At 59.7% G+C, this 19,609-nt stretch carries 1 protein-coding gene; it reads right to left on the bottom strand.

The annotated features are described in order from the left end of the window. Positions 1–32: 32 nt before the first annotated feature. Positions 33–18,911, bottom strand: coding sequence for a S8 family serine peptidase (locus Mal65_RS14855; RefSeq protein ID WP_145299081.1), 18,879 nt, complete (start codon positions 18,909–18,911; stop codon positions 33–35). Positions 18,912–19,609 lie beyond the last annotated feature (698 nt).

Here is a 19,609-nt window from a genome sequence, read left to right on the forward strand (position 1 = left end):
AATCAAAGGGGGGGAACAATTTTCTGATCACGTCATAGCAACGGCTCGTCCATGATGGTCGAAAGGGCCTGATCAATGTTGTCGCTGTCGACCGATCCGGTGCCAGCGGTCGATGTGGCCAGCCCGTCAGCGGCGTCGGCCAATGGTGCCGAATCGACGCCTTCGAATCCAGCCAACACGGCGTCACTGGCCGCGTCGCCACTGATCGTCGTTGCCGGAGCCTCGTCCGAAACGATCGATGCCGCGACGTTGCGAGTCGCCAGGTTCGGCGTGACCGAGGCGTAGGACGTCGTGACGCCTGCCGCCGGGCTTTCGCCCTCCGGTTCAGCACCACGTCGGTTCAGTTCGTTGATCACCAACAGAGCATCGAACGCGGAAATCACGCCATCGCCGTCGACGTCGACGTAGTCCGGCGGATCGTAACCAAGTTGGCTGGTCGGGATCTCGTTCACACCACCGGCGCGGTTCAGCATGTTGATCACCCGCAGGGCGTCCAACGCGGTGACAAAGCCATCGGCGGTCACGTCGGTGCTCATTTCAGCGATCGGGTTTTGATACCGCGATCGTGACAACGTGATCGTCACCGTCACCGGATCGCTGAAGCGTCCGGTCGAATCTTCGATGCGATAGGTGAACGAATCCGTGTCGCCGGCTTCGCCGCTGTTGTTGACGTACTGGAACGTTCCGTTGGCGTTGACCGTCAGGTCGCCGTATGCCGGGGACGTGACAGTGGCAACATCAACGGTGAACGTGTCACCGTCGTTGTCGCTGTCGTTACGCAGCAAGCCGCTGGAAACGCTGGTGACCGCCAAAGTTCCGCGAACCGGAACGACATAGCCATCGGCCACCGCGATCGGGTCTTCTTCGACCGCAGCGATTTCCAGTGTGAAGGAGTCCGTCACCGGGAACACGCCGTCGAAGGCACGCAGATCGATGTCGATCGATCCCGTCGCATTCGGCTTCAGCTGGATGAACATCGTTTCACCGCTGAAGGTGATGTTTTCGACCAATGCGTTCTCGGGGAACGGTTGGCCGGCAACCACGGCGGTGCCACCGATTTGCGTGATCAAGTAATCCAGATCGTCGTTGTCGCGATCACGGAACACATCGGACAGATCGACTTCGACCGTCGTGTTCTCATTACCGTTGACCGTCCCCAGCGGATTAAGCACCTCGGGGGCATCGGGCGTGTTGGTCACGATGACCGGAACCACTGCGGTATCGAACAAACCGTCGTCATCGGTCGCGGTGATCGTCAGATCGGCTTCACCGAACGAGTACGGCGGCAAAGTCAACGTCATCGTGCTGCCGTCCAGTTGGACACCCACGATCGATCCGTTGGACGTGTCAACCGTGTATTGCAGCGGATCATTTTCCGGATCGTCGAACCAAGTCGACAATTCCAAAGTGACCGTCTTCGGATCATCTTTGCTTTCGGTGTACGTCAGCGACGTTTGATCCGGATTGCCATCAACGCCGACAAAGACCGGTGCACCGTTGACGTCGTCAACGTTGATGCGAACCAACCCTTGGCCGGTCGCGTTGAGCGAATCGATCAACCCGTAGGTGAACTGATCCGCACCGCTGAAATCGGTCGGCGGGGTGTACGTCAGCGTGTCGCCCGATTGCGTGACCGTGCCGCCTTCGCGAGTGGTCAACGGGAACTGGGCGGCCATCAGACTGATCGTCTGACCGGCATCAATTTCGTCCTGCGGCCCCGGCGTGTCGTTGGACAACAGAGTGGCGACCGAGATTTCCACCGGCTCGTTTTCACCCGTCTGGACAAAGTCGTCACCGGCACGCGGGGCGTCGTTGACGGCGTTGATGGTGAATTCCACCGTGCCGGTTTCGCCCGCGATCAGGCTGGTTTGGCCGTCGCCCGGGATGTCGGCAACACGGTACGAGAATCGATCGACTTGGGTGGTGCTGTTGAAGTCGGCCGGAGGCGTGTAAACGACCTCGGTACCGTCTTCGGACAGCGTCAACGTTCCGCCCAGCTCGGTAACGAACTGACCGGCGTTGCTGAAGACTTCTTGCAGGATCAGCGACTGACCCATCTCATTGGCCGGACCGGGCACGTAGAACGGATCGATCAGTTCGGCCGTTGTCAGCGTGATCACTTCGTCTTCGTCGATCGTCAATTCGACCGGCGTCGGTGCCGGCGATGCGACCGGCGGATCATTCACCGGCGTGACATCGATCGTGACCGTGATCGGCGTGCTGGAAACGATTTCCGTTTCCGGCGCGCCCGGCTTGCTGTCGCTGACCCGTGCGGTGAACGTCGCCACACCGTTGAAGTCCGCTGTCGGAACGAAACTGAACGTTCCGTCGCTTTGCAGATTCAACGTACCGACAACGGTGCCACCCGGGGTGGTCAGCGTCCGCGTGCCGACGTCACCATCAAACACCTTGACCGGGTCCCCATCGGGATCGGTGATACCGGCCAAGATGCCATTGTCGTTGGGCGACGTGGTCAGATTTCCGTCTTGGTCCAGTGCCTGTAGATTGAAGTCTTCGGCCACCGTGTACTCCAACATGGAGTTGGCTTCGTCCACGGTCGGCGGTGCACCGGGAACGATGGTGACAACGTAGTCTTCCACTTCACCGGACAACGCCAAGCCCGAAGCATCCAATCCGCCTTCGCGGGAGACACGGAATCGAGCGTACGTTTCCACCGGGGTCGGTCGCGTGGCCGCGATGCCGGGAACGGTGATGTTGAAGGTCCGCGTGACCGGGGCACCGGTGTCGCTGAATCGAGCCAGCGGGTTGCTGCCGTCGATGATGCGTTCGCCCGGATCGTTCCAGTCGCCGTCGGCGTTGAAGTCGATCCATGCTTCCAGGACGCCTTCGCCGACGACCGTCACGGTCACCGGGGTGATGACGCCCTTGTTCAACGAACCGACGGGGTTGATGTCGCTGACGAAGGACACGCCGTCTTCATCGTTGCTGAACACCTTCACGGTGCCGCCGTCGATGCTGACTTCGCTCGGTCCCAACGGGCTTTCGGCGATCGCATCGGCGATAGCGGAACTGATCGAAACCGGATCAGTGGGATCGACCGGTTGGATCGCAAAGTTCTCCTCGGCAAAGATGCCGTCGATGTCGAATTCCAACGTGACCGTTTCGCCGCCCAACGCGATCGTGATCGTGTCACCATCGCGAGTCGTGGCGTCAACGCCGACGACTTGATCGATCTGGGCAAAACCGGCGGCGATCGACGTCGTGAACAAGGCACCGGACGATGCGATGTTGATGACCAAATCGTCACCATCGGCTTGCGGCGTCGGCAACGCATCGGGTTCCGCGTCGACGCGGGTGCCCAAGGTCAAATCGGGGGTCACGACGTGACGTGCACCGTCATTGGCCAGGCGGGTCGGCAAACGACCGGGCACGTTGTCGCGTGGGTCCGGTGCGTCACCAAAGTCCAGTCCGATCGTGGGCAACAGGATGGTGAATTGAGTCGTGTTGTCGTCACGATTCGGTTCCAGCGGATTGCCCGCCAAGTCCTTGATGGCCGGCAAGTAGAACGAATCCAGGTTGCCATCGATCAGCTGGCTGTTTTCCACAAAGAATGTGTTTCCGCCACGATCCTCGGCCACCAAGCTGGTCGGGTTTTGGTCCGAATTGATCGCCGCGATCAAGGCTTGCTTGATTTGCACGGCGGTGAACGACGGCAGAATCGGAACCGCGATCGCACCACCGGGCACGCCCGACACCGACAAGGTCGGCGATAGCGATACATCGACGACCGTTCCCGGGATGTCGTTCAGCTTCACGCTGCCGGTCGGGTTTCCGGCCGAATCGGTTTCGGCAACCGCACTGATGGTCAATCCCAACGGGTTTTCGTTGATCGCCGCGGCCAAAGCCGTTGCGATGTCGCCGGCGGGACTGTCGGGCAAGAATCGAACCGCGACGTTACCCGCGCCGACTCCGCCACCACCAAGGATCGAATCGAATTCGTACGTCACGCTGACACCGCCTTGGGTGATCGTGACTTGTTCGCCGTCGCTGACCGACCCGCGAACCTTTTGCATCTGCGGGATGCCGCTGACGTCCAACCGGTTGTCGGTCACATACCCGAAGCTCAATTCGCCGGCGCCGTTGTTGACGACCGTCACGCCGGTGCCCGCCGCGTTGATGGCCGCAACCATCTTGTCGCCCAGCGTGTTGAAATCGTCGAACGTGTTGAAATCGATCACCGTCGCACCGGCGACCGTTGCCGGGGTTCCCGCCACGTTCATTTCGAACACGACGTCGTTGCCGTTGTCATCACGCACGATGAACGTGCTGCCGTCGGCAATGCCTGCACCGCCCACGCCGGGCAGCCGCAGCAACAGTGGTCCCATGATGGCGATCGTCGACGAACCGGCGACCGATGGTGAACCGACCACATCGATGGCCGATCCCGTTTCGGTCAATCCTAGGCCGTCCGAACCGCCGACATGGACGATTCCGCCATCGCTGGCTTCGATCACGTTCGGATCCAATCCACCGATGTCCAAGCCTCGCAACGCCGTGGCAATCTGCTGTGCCAGCTCGTTCGCGGTGGTCAGACGCGTGATGTTCAGCGGGATGTTCGGATCGGTCACGCCGTCGTCGGCCGGATTTCCATCCAAGTCAACTTCGTCGCTGCGATTGATTTCCAGCGTGGCAGTGGTCGAACCGTCGACGGATGTCACGGTGATCGAATCCGCGTCGACCGGAGTGCGACTGATACCGATGATCGTTGCACGACCGGAAACGACCGACGCCGAACCTTCGGACGGCAGATTGAAGAACACCTTGTCGCCACTGGACGTGCTGGACAGAGCCAACAGCGAATCATTCACCGCGGTAACCACGGCGTTGGCGGCCGCATCGGCGGTCATGCCGTTGCTGACGATCACCGGGATGTTGGTCCGAGCGGTCAGGTTGCCGTCGGTATCAAATTCAAAGGTTTCGGTCCGCAGTCCGTTGGACAAAACAAACGTGTCGCCGTCTTGGATTCCCGATGCACCGACACCGCTGCCGGGAATTTGCATCGACAGAGTCCGAGCCGCCTGGGACAAGCCACTGTTGCTGGCATCGACGGTCGCACCCGCTTCGGTACCGATCAGGATCTTGGTTCCGTCCACCATGATGTCGGCGTCGATACGTCCGCCATCGACCTCGGCTTGCAACGCGTCTCCGATGCTGGTCGCGATGCCTTCCAAGAAGACCTGCAGATCATCTGGATCGATCGGGGTCGGCGTCGTCGGGATGGAAATCGGCGTGGTGCCGGTCAGCGTGATGCCGTCGTTGTCCAGTTCGAACAAGATCGGACCACGGACCCCATCGCTGACTTGGAACACATCACCGTCGGACAGTCCGCCGGCATTGGTGCCTTCGACCGGAACGGTCAGCGTCAACACCTCCGGTGCAAGGATCTGATAGCCCGTGTCGTATTCGAAGATCACTCGACCGCCACCGACTTCGGTGATGGCCACTTGGTCGCCGTCGACCGCTTCGTTGATTCCGGGGGCAATCACAACAGTGCGGTCACGATTGTTCAATGCGATGCGGTACGAATGGTCGTTGGACCAGATTCCGGCCAGCGGACGCAGCGTGATCACGCCGCGGGTTTCGTCATAGCTGAACGTGTAATCGATGCCTTCGGTCAACAGCCGATCGTTTTCAAACAGCGTGACGTTGGCGCCGATCGGACGCAGGCCCGGAATTTCGGCAACCACCACGGTCGAATCGTCGATTCCGCTGCCGACAAACGGGTTCGAATTGTCGCCCAAGTCTTGGACCAGGACGCGGAATTCATTGAACACACCGTCGGTGCGACGCACGAAGCTGTTGGACGGATCGCTGTCCAGTTGGGCAAAGTCATTGTCCAGCGGGTTTTCCAAGCTTGCGATCGGTCCCACAAAGTCCGCGGTATCCAGTGCACCACGATCCTTGAACACGTTCGCACCGATACCACCGGGCGGTGACATCGTCGGTTCGTCCGCACGCAATTGACCGCTGTGGTCACGAGCCGGACTGACGATCAACGAGCTGGGGATTCCCAACAAGTCATAAATCTCCGTCAGTGCGACGTTCGGATCGATCGAATCGACCGCGCTGTCGACGATCGGCGCGTGATCGGCGGGCGTGAAGTTCCCAGCCGCGGCATCGACGAACAAATCACCGCTGGTCAGCGTGATGAAGTTACCCGGCGTCTGGCCGGTTTCGCTGGCGGGACGTGCGACGAAGTTGAAATCGCTGTTACCACCGCTGATGTTACTGGGACCGGTCCGCAGATCGGTGCTGATGCTGGTATCCAACGCCGGGTTGCGGTTGATCAAACCGACACCGTTGTTGATCGACCAAGACAGATCCGAACGCAGTTGTGTGTTTCGCGATTCGTCGTATTGAATCGCGTTGCCGGTTTGCGTGATCTCGCCCTTCTTGACACTCAGATCGGGGTTCAGTTCGTCGATGCGAGCACCGAACCCGAATGCACCCGATTCTTCTTGAACGATGCTTTGGTGAGCATTCGTTATCACATTGTTCAAAATCGCTGCGCTAGCACCGCTGCCGACGAAGATACCGTTTTCGACCAGCACTTGGTCAGCTTCGCTGGCGTATTCGGTCGACCGTTGATCGCCGTTGGCCAAGGTGCTGTTGTCCGGCCCAAGCTTCAGTCCGGCGGCACGTGCCTCAGGGCTCAATTCGATGTTCGCGGCATTCATGATTGCCACGTACAGTTCGGTCGTTCCGCGGCCATCGGTGAACGTACCGTCGGGAACGATCGAGACGGTTCCACCACTTTCGCGACGATCGTGTCCAAAGCCGGTCGTGAAATCGAACCCGGTCAAGTAGCCCGTCAAAGTCGGCGGGTCACCGCCATCGGTCGTGACAATCCCACCCAGCGGGAAACCCTTTTCACGGATGAAGTTGTAAATGCCAACGTTGTCCGTTTGCGTTCCGCCCAATGCCCGGGCTTCCACGCGGCTGATCGGGCCGTTGGTGCCGTCGGGGCCATTGTTGACCTCGTGGTTCGGCAACGCCGGGTTATTCAGGTAACCGTTGATCGCGTTGCTGATCGCCCGCATGATATCCGGCACGCGATAACCGCCACCGTTCATGAAGTCGGTCGTCAAGATCGGCACGTTGATGTTGCCGTTGGGCAGCACGATGCTGTTGACACCGCTGGTGAATTCGAACGTCACACGGTTTCCGTCCGCGTTGACGTTGGCATAAGCATCGCCGGTGCGGGTTGGGATCAGATAATCCGGGATTTGCGTGATCGTGAACGTGGTTCCGACCAATGTTGGTGCACCGTTCCCCGGTCCGCCTTCGGCCAGCGTTCCGTTGATATTGCCAGTGGTACGTTCGGCGTCGAACGGAGTCAGCGGATGGCTGTCCAGCGACAGAACGAACGATCGCGGGGCGTAGGTTTCGATGGCGATCGAATAGTCGCCTTCGCCACCAGTCGGATCGGTCCGATCGGCCAGGCTCTTGGCGTCATAAGTTTCGTTGCCCTCGCTGCTGACACCGACGTAGTACGTCCCCTTTGCCAGGGCCGTGTAATCGATGTAGCTGTCGCGTGCGTTGGCGTCATCAGTGACGGGGAATTCAACGCTGCTGCCGGGGTTCAGGTATTCCGGCAACGCGCCCATTTCACCGGTCGCCAATTCTTCGCCGCCCGGGCCGAACAGTCGCAGGTAACCGGTCGGTCCACCCGCGACGGTGTCCAAGTCGACAATCAATCGATCGCCGACGCCCAGTTCGACCTTGAAGAAATCGACGTCTTGACCCGACGGCAACGGTCCCACATGGTCGCCGATCGATCCGTCGGCAAAGTAGGCACCACGATGGCTGACTTCCAACTTCGTATCGACCGCTTCAGCGATCACGTCGTTGGATTCTTCGGTCGCACTGCCCACGGCGCCCGACAGTGAACCATCGGCCAGGAACGCACCCTCGGTTCCGTCCGATCCGCGGACGGTGTTGTTGATCAACTTGGCCAACGGTTGCGGGGCCTCGTAAATCGGCATCAACGGCGACGGACCGTTGAATGTTTCGCCAGTGACCGGATCGAAACTGGTGTAGCTGAAGAACGAATCCAGGCCCAAGTTCAGATTGGAATCCTCGATGTCCTTTTGGAAGTTCATGGACATGTAAACTCCCGTGACGCCTTCCAGGTACAACGCCGGATTATCGAAATCCAGGACGTCGCCACCATAGGTCGCGCCGACGGGGTCTTCACCGATCGTTCGCAAGATCGGCGAAATCGGACTGGTCAACGACGGTCCCAACGTCGGACGAACCAATTCGACCAGACCGTTGGTGACCAAGATGCTGCCTTGGATCGATTCGTACATGGCCATCAGCAATTCATGCGCTGAATAACCGAAGTTACGGATCGGGTCCGGACCGCTGGGGTTGTAAGTCGTCGACCCGCTTCCCAATCGGTAATAGATCGGCACGTGTCCATCGACAAAGCCGTCACCGCCGACCTGGCCGCTGCCGCCCTGGTTGGTCGGTGCGCCGCTGATGTCTTCGAATTCAAAGACGACTCGTGTTCCGCCAGCGTCGATCGCCATGATCGCACCGTCGGGAACCAAAATGTCACCACGATCCTGCAACAACGTGTTGCCGTTGGAATACCAATCGTTCAAACCGTCCCACTCGACCACGAAAGGCCGGGTTTCCCCGTCGACCTTGATACCCGTGTATCCAGCCTGGTCGACGATGTTATTACGAACGACCACGCCGGCGGTCAGACCGCCTTCGACCGAATCGTTCAAGATCGGCAGGTTCTTCACCGCACCCAGCGGCGAATTGCCGACCGGTGGCAGTTGCAAGAAATCATTGCCGGCCGGAATACCAATCAATGCCGGGTCACGGTTGTCTTCCGGATCGGTGCCACGGTGACCGGTATCGGACCAGATGCCGATCGCGTGGGCCTCGGTGACCGTGTTGTTTTCGATGATGAACGCACCCTGCAGTCGCTGGGCGTTCTGATCACCAAGGCCGTGATGGTAGATCGCCGACAGTTGCACGGTTCCATCACCGGCCACCGGCAACGGATCGCTGCTGGTCGCATCGCCAACGTTTTCAACGGCGACGAACTGGCCGACCGCGTGTCCGTGTAACGCGACACGACCGTCGGTCGGCAACGCGTCCGGTGCGGTCGGGTTGCTGAAGTCCCAGTCGCCGGTCGAAGTCGAAGCACGCAATTGCAATTCGCCTTGCACCACACCGGAATTGATCGCACGAATGATCGCTTCGGCGATGTCGGTTGGCGCATCGGCGGGAGTGAACCGGATGCCAATCGAGCCAAAGGCGACGGCCGAATCGGTGGTGAATTCAAACACCACGGTGTTGCTGCCGTCGCTAAGGGTGAACTGGTCACCGTCGCTAAGCTGGTTGCCCGCAGGTGCCACCAAGGTGATCGCTTCGGTTTGGCGATCGTTGGTGTCAAAGGACTGCGTGGGCTGTGAATCCACGCGGCGAACACCCAGAATCGCGACGTCGGCAACGCCCTGGATCGCGGTGATCACCGAATTGGTGACCGAGGCGACGATCAAACCGGCGTCTTGTGGTGCGTTGACCGAATAAGGCACGGCGATCGCATTGGGATCGACCAACGACGGGTTCTGCCGCGTCGCTTCGGTCGGCTGGTACTGGAACGTCAGCGTCACGTCGGCATCGGCAACACTGTCATAGACTTCGAAGCTGAACGTGTCGTAAGGCACAACCTCTGGGCCACTGGGAACGCTCAGGTAATACGGAACGCTCAATTTCGGATTGTCTTTCAACCCGCGTTCGATCAACAGGCCGCCGTCAAGCTGCTGGCTGTACTCGTTGCCCGGCCGAACTTCCAACTGGTATTGGCCGGAAACCGCACCGAACGATGCCGTGAAGCTACCTTGACCAGGCGTTGCACCGGAGACCATTTCACCGCGTTCGGCAAAACCGACGATGAAGTTGTCCAGATACAGACCTTCGGCCGACGTGTCGGCGGTGTCCGCGTTGTACAAGAATTCGATCACGACATCGGTGTGACCTGCGAAAGCGTCCAACGATGCGATGCCTTGTCGCCACGCACCAAAGTTGACGACGTTGTTCAAGTCCACGTCCAATTCGATCGGCGTGGTTTGTTCGTTGCTGGTCGCTTGCACGGTGATCGTATCACCATCGGCCGCATCGACGAAGTAGTCGAAGTAGAACCGGGGCAGATCACCGGCGCTGTAACCGGTCAAATCGAACGCGGTCGATCGCAGGCTGCCGTTGACGACGCTGCGGTCGAAGAACATCGATTCGTTGTCGATCGAACGGGCCGTCAGAATCGCAAGCGCGTCTTGGGCACCATTGGCGTTCAATCGGGCACCGGTGATGCTGGTGCCGGTCAGGTTGGCCAGCGGATCAGCACCCAACAGGATCGCCGTACGATACTGATCCACGCTTGCGGTCGGGTCTTGGCCGGCCAACAACGCGTAGACACCGGCAACGTGTGGCGACGCCATCGACGTACCACTGTTCAGCCCATATCCACCGCCCAGCGTGGTGCTGAGAACATTGGTCCCCGGTGCAGCCACATCGACGCTGAAGGCACCAAAGTTACTGAACGTCGACAACTGGTCGTTGTGATCGGTCGACGCCACGGTGATGATTTCTTCGATCGGATACGACGCCGGGAACTGTGGCGTGAAATCGTTGTTGGTGCTGTCGTTGCCCGCTGCGGCCACAAAGCCGATGCCGGCGTCGATGTTGGCTTGGATCGCGGCCATTTCCGCCGCCGATGCAAACGATCCGCCATAACTGTTATTGCTGACGACGATGTTGATGCCGAATTGCGTCTTCATCGTGACCAGATAGTCCAGCGACTCGATGATCGCGGCGGTGGACAGCCCGACGTCGCCGACACGCAACGCCATGATCTTGCTGTTCCAATTGATCCCGGTCACACCCGTGGCATTGTTACCAACGGCCGCCGTGGTACCGGCGACGTGCGTTCCGTGACCCTGCGCATCTTGTGGATCGGTATCACCGGCAAACGCATCGATGCCATTGATATCGTCGATGTATCCGTTGCCGTCGTTGTCGATTCCGTCACCGGCGATTTCACCCGGGTTGACCCACAGGTTGTCCACCAAATCGGGATGCGTCAGGTCGACACCACTGTCGATGATCGCGATGACCGTTTGATCGCTGCCGGTGAATGTGTCCCAAGCCTCGGGCAAATCGATGTCGGCATCGGGTGTTCCGCCCGTCTGGCCGACATTGTTCAAATGCCACATTTGGCCGTACTGCGGATCGTCCGGTGTCAGTGCGATCGTGCGAGCGACATTGCGTTCGGCGTATTCGACTTCGGGGATTTCACCCAGCGTTTCGATGATCTGTCCCACCCCGTCGCCGGTCTCGGCCGACTGCACATGAACTGCGTTGATGAAGTCGAACGACTTCAGCACGGTCAGGTCGTTCTGGGCCAAGATCTGATCGCGACGAGTCTGGGTGACGTTCTCGCCGAAACCGATGATCAGTTCGTGTTCGAACGAATACGCGACGTCTTGTTCCGAATCGGATCCAAAGTCGATCTGACCGAAATCGCTTTCGTCGTATTGGTTGGACGTCGTATCGATGGCGGCAAAGGTTTGACCAAAGGTGCCGCTGGCTTCGATGTTCGAATCCACGCGTTGGTGACCAACATCGGTCGAACGATCGGTCGTCACGGACCAACCGCCACTGACGGTATCGACGAAGCCGCCGTTGACCGGCGTTTGGCCGTCGACGCCACCGATCACTTCGACGGCATCGTCAAAGATCCGGACGGTCGATTCGATCGGAACACGACGCAGTCGCGAGTTGCTGTTCAACTCCGTTGGGACCGCACCGGCTTCGGTCACGGCGATAAAGTAGCTGCCCTGGGCCAGATTGATCGGCCCGATGAAGGCGTCTTCTTCGGTGCGTGAACCCCGATCCAGAAGTTCGCCCACCAATTCGCTGTCCAGCGGGCTGGAAAGGTCATCCAGAATGCTGCTGGATTCACCGAACAGGACCAATTCGGCGTCGTTCGGGTTGCCCGTCGGCGAGAAGAACACGCTCAGGTTGGTGTTCGGTCGATCGTAGCCGTCGGCATAATCAATGTCGAAGACCGTCGAACGGCTGATATCGCTAAGCGATGCGTCGCGACCGACATCGATTTGATAGAAGTCGACATCGTTGCTGGTCGACAACGAACCGCCAACGCTGAGCGTCCCGTCTTTGGAATCCGCCAAGTCGCCCAAGTTCTGCGGGCGAGCATTCAGGACCGGGAAGAAATCATTGCTGAAGAACCCGCCATTCAGATCGTCATTGCTGGCGTAAATATCGGTCGGGTACTGCGGTTCACCGTCGATGAAGTATCCACCGGGCTGTGCGGTGTTGAACACCGACGCGAATTCCGGCGAAAACGGATCGGCCGATTCATTTTCCTGGGCGTCGCCCAACAGCGGTGACGATCCCGGCAACGCTTGGACGTGGATCCCGTGATTGGCATAGCGGATGTCGGCGTGACGCACGACGCTGCCGGCGAACTCCTGGGCCTCGGACAAGCGAATTTGCATCCGGTACGAACCGGACGTTTGACCACCGCCGATGTCCTCGGCGTCCACCGAAGCACTTCGCACGCGGACGAAGTAATTGCTGCGGGTGCCAGTGTTACCCGGCAAGGTCAAACGCAAGCCCGCGTCACGGACGTTGGTCGAACCAAAGTCGTAATAGTTACCGTCGGCCTGCAAGTTGGCTTGCGGGTTGTCGACGTCACCCAGCGGACCGGCCAACAGATCGCCGCCCACACTGGTGCCGTTGTTCTCGATCAGGCTGGGGTCAAAGAACTCGGTGTAACCGTTGTCCGATCGCGCCAGCACTTGGCCCGAGTTGTCGACGATTTCGATGACCGTGTCCAAGCCGATCGAAGTCTTGTCGATGTCGATCCAGACTTCCGCGCCGCCCACACCGGTGAAGGCATAGGTATCAACGTCGCTGGGCGTGCTGATAAACCCTTGGACATCAAAGCCCAAGCGTGATTGATCGTCACCCGCGTAGATGTTGGCGGCCAAGTCACCCAAGTTCTGGGCGTTGATCGTCGTGTCGTTGACCCCGGGAGGTGCCGCGGTGGGCAATTCCAGTTCCGTGGTCACTGCAACGTTGCGGTCGTTGCTCAAGTTGTCAAACAGCAGACTTCGCCAGTCATTGCTGGACGGACGGCTGCCGTAACCGTCGCCGCCGGTGTCGTTTTGGGCCGAACCGTCGATCTTACGACCGGCACCCACCGTGTCGTCGTTCAAACTGGTCAACACGACCGGTGCACCCGGCAAACCGATAACGTGGACCGTACCGCCGATGCGATCGTTGATGTCGCCGGTCGAACCGGTTGCCGTGATCCCGGTTCCCGCCGTCGCACTGTTGGGCGTGCCTTGGCCCAACATCTTGACGACCAGGCTTTCATCCGGACGGCTTCGCAATTCCAAAGCCCCACCGGAAACTTGGTTGCCGACCACCACGGAATCGTACAACACGTGAACGATATCGGTGTCGTCCCAGACGCTGCCGCTGGTCAAATCACCGCCGCGGATCCGCAGACCGTTCAATTGGCGCAGCCCCAGGACATCGCCGGCGGTACTTTCGGTCGTGTTCTGGCGGACCAACGGACCATGGTTATCGTCCAAGCCCACCACGCGATCCGGTGATCCGGTTTGCCGGCCGGTGTCGGTCAGCAATTCATCGGTCATCGACGCCAGATCGATGTCGATAATCGATCCATAGTTGTCGACGAATTCGTTGCCCACGATGATCGGCTGGCTGCCGCGGACAAAGATCGTTGCCGGCGTGATCGCCAGGCGTCCGTTGCGACCGATCGGGCCGGACCCGTCCATCGCATTGTCGTTGTATTCGAATCGGCTGTTGGCCACACGTGCGTCGGCTTGTTGCAGTTCCAACGCCGCAAATCCGCGCGACTGGCCACCTTCGATCAGGCTGACGCCGCCACCATAAGCGATCGTCGCATAGTCCAAACTAACGTTTGCACCGGGGCCGGCGTACAAGCCCGACCAATCACCACGCTGCGGTGCCGTGGGACCGCCGGCGATGCCCGCGTCGTTGTTGGTATCGAATGAACCGCCCGCACCGAAGCGATCGTCCAGTGCGCTGGTGAAGATCACCGGTTTGCCCTCGGTGCCTTCGGCGATCAATTGCGTGCCATGGTCCAGTTCGATGCGTGCACCGCGGAACTTGACCACCATGTTCGGATCCACCACCAACGATCCGTCCAATCGTCCGCGGATTCCGGCACGGCCAAGATCCAAGGTCGCCCCGCCCGTCGCCACCGAGCCGTTGTCGATGAACGTCGCATCGCTGCGGTTCAGCTGTGCGACCAACTCGTATTCGCCCGAAAGCGGATTCAGCCGGTACAAACGACGCGACAGATAATCGCTGCGTTCCGGAATCACCGGCAGGTTCAACAACTGGGCCGTGCGATTGCCGCCGCTGATCGTCACCGCGTCAGACGCATCGCTGGCCAACGATTCAAAGCCGGCCGCATCGACAAACGTCATGCGGTATTGATAGGTGCCATTGACCAGCGAACCACCGCCAGCGGTTTGCGTGGTGACCGAACCAAAATCAGGCGCAAAGCCGTCTTGAATCGATCCGCCCGGTTGGCCGGCGATCAAGATGTTTTCGGCGATGTAGTGGACAATGCCGACATCGTCAAAGCGTGCCGACACGGTGATTTCGCGCGGCGGTTGGTTGGCTTCCGATTCGGTGCGGATGAACAGACCGTTGATGCTGTTGTCGGTCACCAAGTTCATCTTGATGTCCGGCCCCACGCGGTCGTAATCCGCGGTGAAAGCACCGGCCTGTTGGAAACGCGGCGACTGGAAACTGGTTTCCAAGAAGCTGTTGGGCGTCGCGCTCATCGCCGCCGAAGCGTTGTGCATCAATTCGTTGAACGTGATCGTGGGACGCAGGTCGACGATCTGGATCGGATTGACGGTTTTCTGAACCGAGTTGATCACGATGTTGCTGCCGCCGCCGTAACGCAGTTCCGCGTGATTGACGGTTTGCAGGAAGATCCCTTCGGATTCCAGATTCGCACGACCTTCGGCCGCATCGAAATCGTTCTGGAAGATCAGACCACCCCAGTTGCCGGCCGCCGGAGCAGGGCTGTTGCCCGACGACGCCGCATCGACGCTGCGGTCGCGTGTGCTGGTAAAGACAACGCTGCCCGAATCACCGATTTGGGTAATTCCGGTGTCAGTCACTTCCACGCCACTGATCGTCGGATCGGCCAGGTTCACCAAACGCGGTGCTCCCAAGACCTGCAGGGCGCCACCGCTGCGGTCCGATAGCAAGCTGTTGCTGCCGACGCTGACCGCGGCCGCACGCAGTTTGAACACTGCACCAGCGTCGACCATCGTCGTCACGCCCTTGGGCACATCCATATGGCGACCATCGGGCAGTACGTTGCCGCCGATTTCGCTAAGACCGAATTGATAACTGAAGTTGTCAGCGATCGTCGACAGATCACCGTCCTGTCCGCCGTTACCGACGATCCGCACGATGTCACCCGGCAACGCCGCGTCAAACGCACCGTCTTCGAACGGGTTGTCGACATTGTTGAACGGTTGGGCCAAGGTTCCGTCGGCCACAACGCTGGACAACTTGTCGACAAAGATGTTTCGTCCAAGTGCCTCGACACCCGTGAAGCTGTTGCTGAACGACAGCACGCGCTCGCCCGCCAAGACCAGTTCGTTGCCGCTGGTCGACAAGGACGACGACACGCCGGTTTGACCGCTGACCGAGTTGATGGCCGTACGAATCGCCAACGCCAAACCACTGGTGCTGGTCCCGGTTCCGCCGACCGTCGCGTTGTACAGAATTGGAACGTTGCCCGGCTGCGCGGTGCCGCCGACCGGAACAAATTCGAAGCGTCGCGACACACCGGTCGAACCGCTGATCGTCATCGTTTGGCCGGGAACGATCCCCGCACCGGTCGATTGGACTTGCAGGATCCGTTCCAGCGGACGCGTTTGGAACCAGAAGTTGTTCACGCCGCCGGGCGTGCCGTCCAAGTCGCCGTCGATCGCCGTTCCGGGAACGCCCGAACGAGTACCGTCGGTGTCGCGAATGACATCGCTTTGGCTGACCTGAGGTTCGAACTTCAACAGGACTTCGTAATCGCCCTGGGTCGTTCCGCCCGAACCACTGCCGGACAAGTTCGGGTTGTAATCGCCGTTGCCGCTGGCGGTCACGCCCAGATAGTAGACGCCACTTCCCAGTTCCGCGGTCAGGAATGAATCTTCGCTGAAGTAGTCGTCGTTTTGGGCCAGCGCGACCGTGCCGCCACCACCCAAGGTGATCGGGGCGAATTGGGCCAGTTCGACGTTGCCCATGTCGGCTTGTCGCGACAGAACGTCGGCATCGACCACGAACAGGGTGCTGGCAAATTCGTCGTTGTTGATCGCATCGACGACTTGGCCGACGGTGACTTCGGTGATCTCAGCATTCAAACGCGGGATGTCCACGCGAACGGCGTTGGGCAACGGGTTACCGTCGTCGCCGATGATTTGGGTCACGCGAACTTCGGTGTCACCGGTCGCGCGATCGGTTCGCAAGAATTCAATTCGTGATCGGTTGCCCGCACTGCCGGACAATTGCGATTGAATGTCGACTGATACCGACGTGCCCAAACCGAAATCGCTGGACGCCGACGCGGAAACCTCTTGGTACAACGCCAGGGTCGTGTCCAGCATGCTGGAATCCGCCAAACGCTCGGCGAACGTTTCCGCCGTCAGCGTGCCGAATTCGCGGCCCTGAGGCAGATCAACTTCGAATCGATACAGATCGACGTCAATGCTTTCGGGACGGTGCAAGTACTGGCCATGCAAGATGTCTTGGTTTCCGGGGAATACCGGTTCCGGACCGTCCAACGCATTGGGGATCGGATCATCGATGGTTTGCGCATCGATGTTCGGATTGATGGTTTGTTGCTGACTCGTCTGCGTCCCATAGAACGGGTCTTCCGGATGCATCAGCAGGTCCGGATTGATCGTCGCGTTCAAGAACGTCGGATCCAACGCCATCAAAGTCTGGGCGGTGACCTCGTGGTTTTGGTCCAAGCCCAACAAGAACCCGATGCCGGCCATCGTCTTGCGGAAGAAATCTTCGCCATAGTCCAAGCCGTAATTGACTTGGCTGCTCATCACCAACGCCGCATTGTCGAACGTCGGGTCGATCCGCAGTGCGGCGTTCAGTTCATCCACCGAACGAAGCTGCGTACCAGCGGCGGACAACAAAGCCGATCGTTCGCCCACGGCAAACGTGATGCCTTCATCGACCGTTTCGCGGAACTGAACGCCCAGGTACTTCGACCACAGTTCCAACGCTTCGCGGACACGACGCTTCTGCACGTCGGTGATATTGTTCAGCTTCGCCGGTGCGGTCGTGCCGTCACCGCCGCTGATCACACCATCAAAGTTGTAACTGATCTCGGTAATGCCATCTTGGACATCGGCACCGAACAGATCGTTGATCGCATCGGCCAGTGCTTCACGTCCCGGATCGTTCGGCGATCCTGGCAACTGGATGCCATAAGACTGCGGCGTGATCGATTCACGGATCAACAGGCTGGACAGTTGCTGGCCGGCCATGCCGAAGACGCCGACGTCGGTTGCGGTCGACAGGGTGTCCCCCGCGGCAACCAATTGCACCGGAGCAAAGTTGACGATCGATGCGGGCAAGACCAAGGTGCCACCGGCACCGGCCACACCACCCTGAGAAAAGCTGACCGCGATCACGGCGTTGACCGCCGGGGTTCCCTGGACGACGGTCTGCAGATCTTGGACCTGTGGCGTCGTTCCGCCAAGGTCGAAGATCACATCGCTGCTGTCGGGATCCAACGCCACGGTCAAACCACCGGCACCGGTGTCGACGAAACGCACCGCGCGGCCGCCGCCCGCTTCGCTGAAGATCTTCGCGTCAAACTGGACCGCCAGATCGGACGCCAGGCCCAAATTGGTGGTGGCCGTCGGGGCGACCGCGATCGGGCTGGGTTCGACGATCAAATCAGTGGACGAATCCACCGCGGTCCCGATTCGCAATCGGAAGGTTCCACCACCCAGCGGGACGCCGGGCATGGTGTTGATGTCGTCGCCTTCGAAGATCAATCGCGCCGTATTGGTCGGCGCGTCGTAGATGACTCGCTCGGGCAAGTACAGAACGTCATCGGTCGTGCGAACCGATTCTTGGGTCAACAACAGTTGATAAAAGCGTGGGTTTTCAGCGGATCGATCGGTCGGCAAACCGGTCGCCGGGTCGTTTTCGACGAACAGTTCGTCTTCATTGAAATAGACCAGAATTTCGTTGCGCCGCTGTTCCAATTCCCCACTATCAAGACGGACAACCGGTTGCGGAACGATCGCTTCGATTTGAACGCCCAATTGCAGTTCAAACTCGACTCGCTCGGACGCATCCACGCCGTTTCGCGCCTGCAGGAATTCACCCGCATCGTTACGGATCCCGACGATGCCACGGGGTGCGTCGTCAAAGCCGAACACGTCGATGCGGTACTGGTCATCGACCAGCGTTTCGGCGAAGCGAACGACGACTTCGTTGCTGCTGTTTTCCCCCAGGGTGACACTGCCCGGCTGGATCGCCACATCGTCCGCCGTGTCGAACACGCCGTCACTGCCGGCACGGCGAATCTGAATGCCGTCCAACGTCGTGGGGTCGATGCTTTGGTCTTGATCAAACCGGAACGTCAACGAACGCGGAGCCGTATCACGGACCGTCCCGTCAACGATCAATTCGCCTTCGTTGGGTTGGATGCCGATCAACTGGGGGCCGGCAAGCAACCGGCGATCTTCCAGTTTCTCCACCAGAGCGCCGCGACGCGCCAGGCGGTCGGCCGATGACATCGACGAACGCGATGCACCACGGCTCTTGCCAGCGGCTTTGCGTCGTCGGGAGGGGGTGGAGGGAGAGTTCGAGGAGTGATTTCGCTTACGCGTGGTCATAGACCAAACCTTCCAAGGCGAATGGCCCCGCCGAAGATGCGAAATGGGTTCGCGCCCTTTGGCGGGTGGTTGAGTTAACGTCGTGGGAGTGCGACCGCCGCCGACGGATCGGCAAAACAGTCAGGGAAAAGCGGTCGTTGCGGTGGTGACGAAAAGCAGTCGGAGTCCGAACGGGCGGGCCGGGGTAAACCCGAAGCCGAGTATAGTTAGGGCCGAAAAACCCGCAAACAAATGCGACCAAGGCGTCACAAGTAGCCTGAATCCGAGTCTTCACGTCGTGGGGGTCGTGTCAGTCGTACCGGTCAATCCACCGCCGACGGCGTCCGCAAAGGCCGACACGCAGCAGATTTCCATCACCAGATGACCAATCCCATCCTCCCCGTCCGGGCGGGACCTGCCATCCAGCGGTGTTTGGATAGCAATTTGTTCATGAAAGTTCCCTACGATCGCTGCGATCGGCCCCAAAACGCCGGAAAGATCGATTCGATCACATCGGTTATGCTGTGGTGTCGCGTTTCAGGTCCCAACGGACATCAACCCTTGGACACCTGTGGTCATCCGTCTCGATCGCGGACGACACGTCGGCGTCCTTTTCACGG

Origin of the sequence: Crateriforma conspicua, assembly GCF_007752935.1 — a bacterium.
GTDB classification, from domain to species: Bacteria; Planctomycetota; Planctomycetia; order Pirellulales; family Pirellulaceae; genus Crateriforma; species Crateriforma conspicua.

What these genes read in the sequence shown, in the direction of transcription:
- Mal65_RS14855 (WP_145299081.1), bottom strand. Translation starts at nt 18,911, where the DNA reads ATGTCATCGGCCGACCGCCTGGCGCGTCGCGGCGCTCTGGTGGAGAAA.